5 protein-coding genes are annotated in these 5,539 nt (G+C 69.1%); 1 reads left to right on the forward strand and 4 read right to left on the reverse strand.

All coding sequences use genetic code 11. The annotated features are described in order from the left end of the window. On the forward strand, nt 1–418 hold a 418-nt coding region (locus QZ772_RS02845), incomplete at its 5' end, for an MFS transporter (protein ID WP_295522826.1). Between the two features lie 42 nt (nt 419–460). On the opposite strand, the gene QZ772_RS02850 is transcribed toward QZ772_RS02845, so the two are convergent. From QZ772_RS02850 to QZ772_RS02865, 4 genes are all read right to left on the reverse strand, one after another. After that, complete coding sequence (locus QZ772_RS02850; RefSeq protein ID WP_295522828.1) at nt 461–2,572, reverse strand: ATP-binding cassette domain-containing protein; 2,112 nt, start codon at nt 2,570–2,572, stop codon at nt 461–463. Beyond that, nucleotides 2,569–3,456 (reverse strand): 50S ribosomal protein L3 N(5)-glutamine methyltransferase, encoded by an 888-nt coding sequence (gene prmB / locus QZ772_RS02855; protein ID WP_295522830.1) that lies wholly within the window; start codon nt 3,454–3,456, stop codon nt 2,569–2,571. Before prmB ends, QZ772_RS02850 begins: the two co-directional genes overlap by 4 nt. Continuing rightward, nucleotides 3,449–4,618, reverse strand: coding sequence for a succinyl-diaminopimelate desuccinylase (dapE, locus tag QZ772_RS02860; RefSeq protein ID WP_295522832.1), 1,170 nt, complete (start codon nt 4,616–4,618; stop codon nt 3,449–3,451). Before dapE ends, prmB begins: the two co-directional genes overlap by 8 nt. Nucleotides 4,619–4,853: 235 nt before the next feature. Then, nucleotides 4,854–5,539, reverse strand: a 686-nt coding sequence (locus QZ772_RS02865) for an ATPase, T2SS/T4P/T4SS family (protein WP_295522834.1), incomplete at its 5' end; no start/stop codon positions are given.

Below are 5,539 nucleotides of genomic sequence, written 5' to 3' on the forward strand. Positions count from 1 at the left end.
GGTGGGTGGGGTGCTCATCGACCGCGTGGCGCGCCGGCATGTGCCGCTGATCTTCGTGGTGGGCGGCATCGGCGTGGCGCTGGCCGTGTGGCTGGCCATCGCGGTGCAGGACCGGTATGCCGCCGCCTTCACGCTGATCGCCGCCAACTTCTTCTGGGGCCTGATGAGCCCGGCCATTCCAAGCACCGTGCAGCATTTCGCCCGGCCGGAGCATGTGGCCAGCGCCTACGGCGTGGTCAACGGCACCGGCAGCCTGGTGGCGGGCTTCATGCCGGCGGTGATGGGCAGCGTGATCGCCGCGGTGCCCGCGGGCTCCGCGGCCGGGTTCTTCGCCGGCTTCGGCATGCTGATCGGCACGCAGGTGGTGGTGTGCGCCTGCGGGCTGCTGCTGTGGTGGCTGGAGCGGGGCAACCGTTAGCCGACCCGCAGCCCGTCACACGTCGGCCGCGGGACGGACGACTCAGGACCCGATGCCTTCCAGTGCCTCGGACAACTCCAGCCAGCGTTCTTCCATCGCATCGATCTCGTCGCCTATCTGCTTGAGGCGCTTGCCGGCTTCGGCGATCTCGGCGGGCGGCAGCGGGCTGGCGAGGCGTTCCTCCAGCGCGCTTTTCTCGGCGGTGGCCTGGGCCATGCGCTGGTCGAGGCTGGCCAGTTCCTTGCGCAGCGGCCGGCTCTGCTCGGCCAGGCGCTGGCGCTCGCGGGCGTCGTTCTGGCGCTGGGTGCGGCCGTCCACGGCAGGGACGGCCGAAGGCGACCCGGACGCAGCAGCCACCGACTTTGCAGGAGCAGCGCCCGCTGCCGCAGGTGCCGCAGAGGACGCCGCCTTCACAGACGAGGCCGCTGGCGCGCCAGCGGCCACGGACACCGAGCCTGCAGACGCCGACGCTGCCGCCACCTCGGCCGCGTTGGCCTGCTTGGCCTCTTCGCGCAGCCGCTTCGATTCGTCCAGCAGATAGCGCTGGTAGTCGTCCAGGTCGCCGTCGAAGTCGCGCACCTCGCCGCGGCCCACCAGCCAGAACTCGTCACACACGGTGCGCAGCAGCGCGCGGTCGTGGCTGACCAGCATCAGCGTGCCTTCGAACTCGTTCAGCGCCATGGCCAGGGCCTCGCGCGTCGCCAGGTCCAGGTGGTTGGTCGGCTCGTCCAGCAGCAGCAGGTTGGGGCGCTGCCACACCATCATGGCCAGCACCAGCCGCGCCTTCTCGCCGCCGCTCATGGTGCCCACCGGCTGCTTGACCATGTCGCCGCTGAAGTTGAAGCTGCCCAGGAAGCCGCGCAGGTCCTGCTCGGTGCGGGCGGCCGGTGCGGCGGAGCCCAGCTCGCGCGCCAGGCGCACCATGTGCTCCAGCGGGTTGCTGGTTTCGTGCAGCACGTCCAGCTCCTGCTGGGCGAAGTAGCCGATGGCCAGGCCCTTGCCTTCGGTCACGGTGCCCGAGACCAATTGCAGATCGTGCGCCACCGTCTTCACGAAGGTGGATTTGCCCTGGCCGTTCGCGCCCAGGATGCCGATGCGCTGGCCGGCCAGCACGCCGCGGCTCACGCCCGACAGGATGGTGGTGGCGCTGCCGTCTTCCTGCATGTAGCCGAAGCTCGCCCCGGTGATGCTCAGCATCGGGTTTGGCAGGTTGGCCGGCTCCTTGAAGCTGAAGGTGAACTCGGCCTCAGCCAGCAGCGGTGCCACGCGCTCCATGCGGGCCAACGCCTTGACCCGGCTCTGCGCCTGCTTGGCCTTGCTGGCCTTGGCCTTGAAGCGGTCGATGAACTTCTGCAGGTGGGCGATCTTTTCCTGCTGGCGCTCATGGGCGATCTGCTGCTGCTCCATGCGCAGCGCGCGCATGTCCTCGAACTTGCTGTAGTTGCCGCCGTAGCGCGTCAGCTTGGCCTGTTCGATGTGCACGGTGACGTTGGTCACGGCATCCAGGAACTCGCGGTCGTGGCTGATGACGAGCATGGTGCCGTCGTACTTCTGCAGCCAGGCTTCGAGCCAGACCAGGGCGTCCAGGTCCAGGTGGTTGGTGGGCTCGTCCAGCAGCAGCAGGTCGCTGGGGCACATCAGGGCGCGGGCCAGTTGCAGGCGCATGCGCCAGCCGCCGGAGAAGCTGTTGACCGGCCGCTCCAGCTCGTGCAGCTTGAAGCCCAGGCCCATGATGAGGGCCTGCGCGCGCGGCACGGCGTCGTGCTCGCCGGCGTCGGCGATGTCGCTGTAGGCCTGGCCCAGCGCCATGCCGGCGTCGGCATCGTCGGGGTGGGCGGCATGCAGGGCCTCGGCCTGCGCCAGGGCGGCGCGGGCCTCGGCCAGCCGGGTGTCGCCGGCCACCACGAAGTCGGTGGCCGATTCTTCCGTCTCGGGCATGTGCTGGGCCACCTGGGCCATGCGCCACTGCTTCGGAATGCTGAAGTCGCCGCCGTCCTCGTGCAGGGTGCCGTTGAGCAGGGCGAACAGGGTGGACTTGCCGGCGCCGTTGCGGCCGACCAGGCCGACCTTCTCGCCGGGGTTGAGGGTGACGCTCGCGCTGTCGAGCAGCACCTTGGTGCCGCGGCGCAGGACGACGTTGTTCAGGATGATCATGAGTGGGCGACGAGGGCGTCGCGGGTCAGCAGCAGCACCTGGTCGTCGCCAGCGCTGGTCGAGAGCCAGACGGCCTCGAGGTGGGGAAAGGCGGCCTCGAAGAAAGACCGCTCGTTGCCGATCTCCAGCACCAGCACGGCGTGTTCGCTCATGCGGGCGGGGGCGTCGGCGAGAAGGCGCCGCACGAAGTCCATGCCGTCGGCGCCGCCGGCCAGCGCCAGTTCGGGCTCGGCGCGGTATTCCTGCGGCAGCGCGGCCATGCTGGCGGCGTTGACATAGGGCGGGTTGCACAGGATCAGGTCGTACACGCCATCGACGCTGGCCAGCCCGTCGGACTGCAGCAGGCGTACGCGGTCATCGAGCTGGTGGCGCGACACATTGATGGCCGCCACCTCCAGTGCCTCGGGCGAGATGTCGGCCGCATCGACCTGCACCTCGGGCCAGGCCATGGCGGCCAGCACGGCCAGGCTGCCGTTGCCGGTGCACAGGTCCAGCACGCGCTGCGTGTGCTCGCCCAGCCAGTTGTCGATGCTGGCATCGGCCAGCAGTTCGGCGATGAAGCTGCGCGGCACGATGGCGCGCTCGTCCACGTAGAAGTCCACGCCTTGCAGCCAGGCCTCCTTGGTGAGGTAGGCGGCGGGCTTGCGGGTGGCGATCCGCTCCTCGACCAGGGCACGCACCTGCGCTGCCGCGCCGGGCGAGACGGTGCGCCCGGCGTTCTCGTCCAGTTGGTCCAGCGGCAGGCGCAGGCGCCACAGCACCAGCCAGGCGGCCTCGTCGAAGGCATTGGTGGTGCCGTGGCCGAATGCGACACCGGCGTGGGCCAAGCGCTGCTCGGCCTCCTGTACCAGCGCCATCACGGTGAGGGCGGTGTCCTCAGGCATGGGCACCGGCCTCCAGCCGCTCGATGGTGCGGCGGTACATGTTCTTGAGCGTCTCGATGGCCTCGACCTCGATGTGCTCGTCGATCTTGTGGATGCTGGCGTTGACCGGGCCCAGCTCCACCACCTGCCCACAGACCTTGGCGATGAAGCGCGCGTCGCTGGTCCCGCCGCTGGTGGACAGCTCGGTCTCGATACCCGCCTCGTCGCGGATGGCCGCCTGCACGGCCTCGACCAGCGCGCCGGGCGTGGTCAGGAAGGGCAGGCCGCCAATGGTCCACGTGAGATCGCCCTCGACCCCGTGGGCATCGAGCACCGACTGCACCCGCTGCTGCAGCGCCTCGGGCGTGACCTCGGTGGAGAAGCGGAAGTTGAAGTCGATGACCGCGTTGCCCGGGATCACGTTGCTGGCGCCCGTGCCCGCGTGGATGTTGCTGATCTGCCAGCTCGTCGGCTGGAAGTAGGGGTTGGGCTTCGGATCCCATCCGCCGGCGGCGTTGATGGCCACCAGCTCGGCCAGCGCCGGCGCGAAGGCATGCACGGGGTTCTTCGCAAGATGCGGATAGGCGATGTGGCCCTGCACGCCATGCACCGTCAGCTTGCCGCTCATGGTGCCGCGGCGGCCGTTCTTGATCATGTCGCCGCAGCGGCTGACCGATGTGGGCTCGCCCACGATGCAGTAGTCCAGCCGCTCGCCGCGCGCCGCCAGCTGGTTGCAGACCACCACCGTGCCGTCGACGCCGGGACCTTCCTCGTCGCTGGTGAGCAGAAGGGCGAGGCGCAGCTTGGGGTCGGGATGGGCCGTCAGGAATTCCTCGATCGCGACGACGAAGGCTGCGAGCGAGCTTTTCATGTCGCAGGCGCCGCGCCCATAGAGCTTGCCGCCGCGGTGCGTCGGGGTGAAGGGCGGGCTGGTCCACTGGTCCAGCGGCCCGGTCGGCACCACATCGGTGTGGCCGGCAAAGACCAGCGTGGGTGCCGTCGGCGCGCCGCGCACCGCCCACAGGTTGGTCACGCGAAAGTCCTCGGGCCCGCTCACGATGGTTTCGAGCGCAAAGCCCAGACGAGCAAGGCGTTCCCCCAGGATCTGCTGGCACTGCGCGTCATCGGGCGTGACGGAAGGGCAGGCAATCAGTTCTTCGGCAAGCTGCAGGGTTCGGGTCATGGCAATGGCGGAAATGAGGGACTCGCCAGAAGGCAGTGTCCCGAAAGGGTGTTTGCGGGCCGGATCCACGATGGCATCAGTTCGTCAGAGGCAGTCGTTCAGCCGCTGATCAAGAGGCCGCGGAGCAGGCCATGCAAGTGCACCCGAGGAACTGGCTTTGCCAGGCCTCCGGGTGCGCCCCCCTCCAAGCCGAAGGCGCTAGAGAGGGGGGAGCCGCGAAGCGGCATGGGGGGTGTCAGCCAGGATGCACGTCCAGCGTGATATCCGTGAAGGTCGGCGCCTCCGTCTGCTGCATCAACGACGGTTCGCCGCTGCCACTCTTGGCGCTGGCTCCGTCGCGCGGCCGGTTCTCGTTCTGAAGGCGCCACATCAGGTTGGCCGGCGAATCGGCATGCACCAGCGCTTCGTCGCGGCTGACCTTGCCTTCGAGCACCAGCTTGGCGATCGCCTCCTCGAAGGTCTGCGAGCCCTCGGCCATGGAGTGTTCCATGGCGTCCTTGATGCCGTCGAAGTCGCCGCGCTCGATCAGGTCGCGCACCAGCGCAGTGTTGAGCATCACCTCCACGGCCGGCACGCGCGAGCCCTGCGGCGTGCGCAGCAGGCGTTGGGCGATCACGGCGCGCAGGCCGCTGGCCATGTCGTTGAGCAGCGTGGAGCGCGTCTCCAGCGGATAGAAGCTCTGGATGCGGTTGAGCGCGCGGTAGGCGTTGTTGGCATGCAGCGTGGCCAGCACCAGGTGACCCGACTGGGCATAGGCCAACGCGGCCGTCATCGTCTCGCGGTCGCGGATCTCGCCGATCAGGATCACGTCGGGCGCCTGGCGCAGCGCGTTCTTCAGCGCCGTTTCGAGCGTGGCGGTGTCGTTGCCGACCTCGCGCTGGTTGACCACGGACTTCTTGTTCTGGAAGGCGAATTCGATCG

Source organism: uncultured Pseudacidovorax sp. (assembly GCF_913773995.1).
Classification (GTDB): Bacteria; Pseudomonadota; Gammaproteobacteria; order Burkholderiales; family Burkholderiaceae_C; genus Xenophilus.

Bases quoted from the DNA above. Each gene is read 5' to 3' on its own strand.
- prmB (WP_295522830.1), bottom strand. From the start codon at position 3,456: ATGCCTGAGGACACCGCCCTCACCGTGATGGCGCTGGTACAGGAGGCC.
- QZ772_RS02850 (WP_295522828.1), bottom strand. From the start codon at position 2,572: ATGATCATCCTGAACAACGTCGTCCTGCGCCGCGGCACCAAGGTGCTG.
- dapE (WP_295522832.1), bottom strand. From the start codon at position 4,618: ATGACCCGAACCCTGCAGCTTGCCGAAGAACTGATTGCCTGCCCTTCC.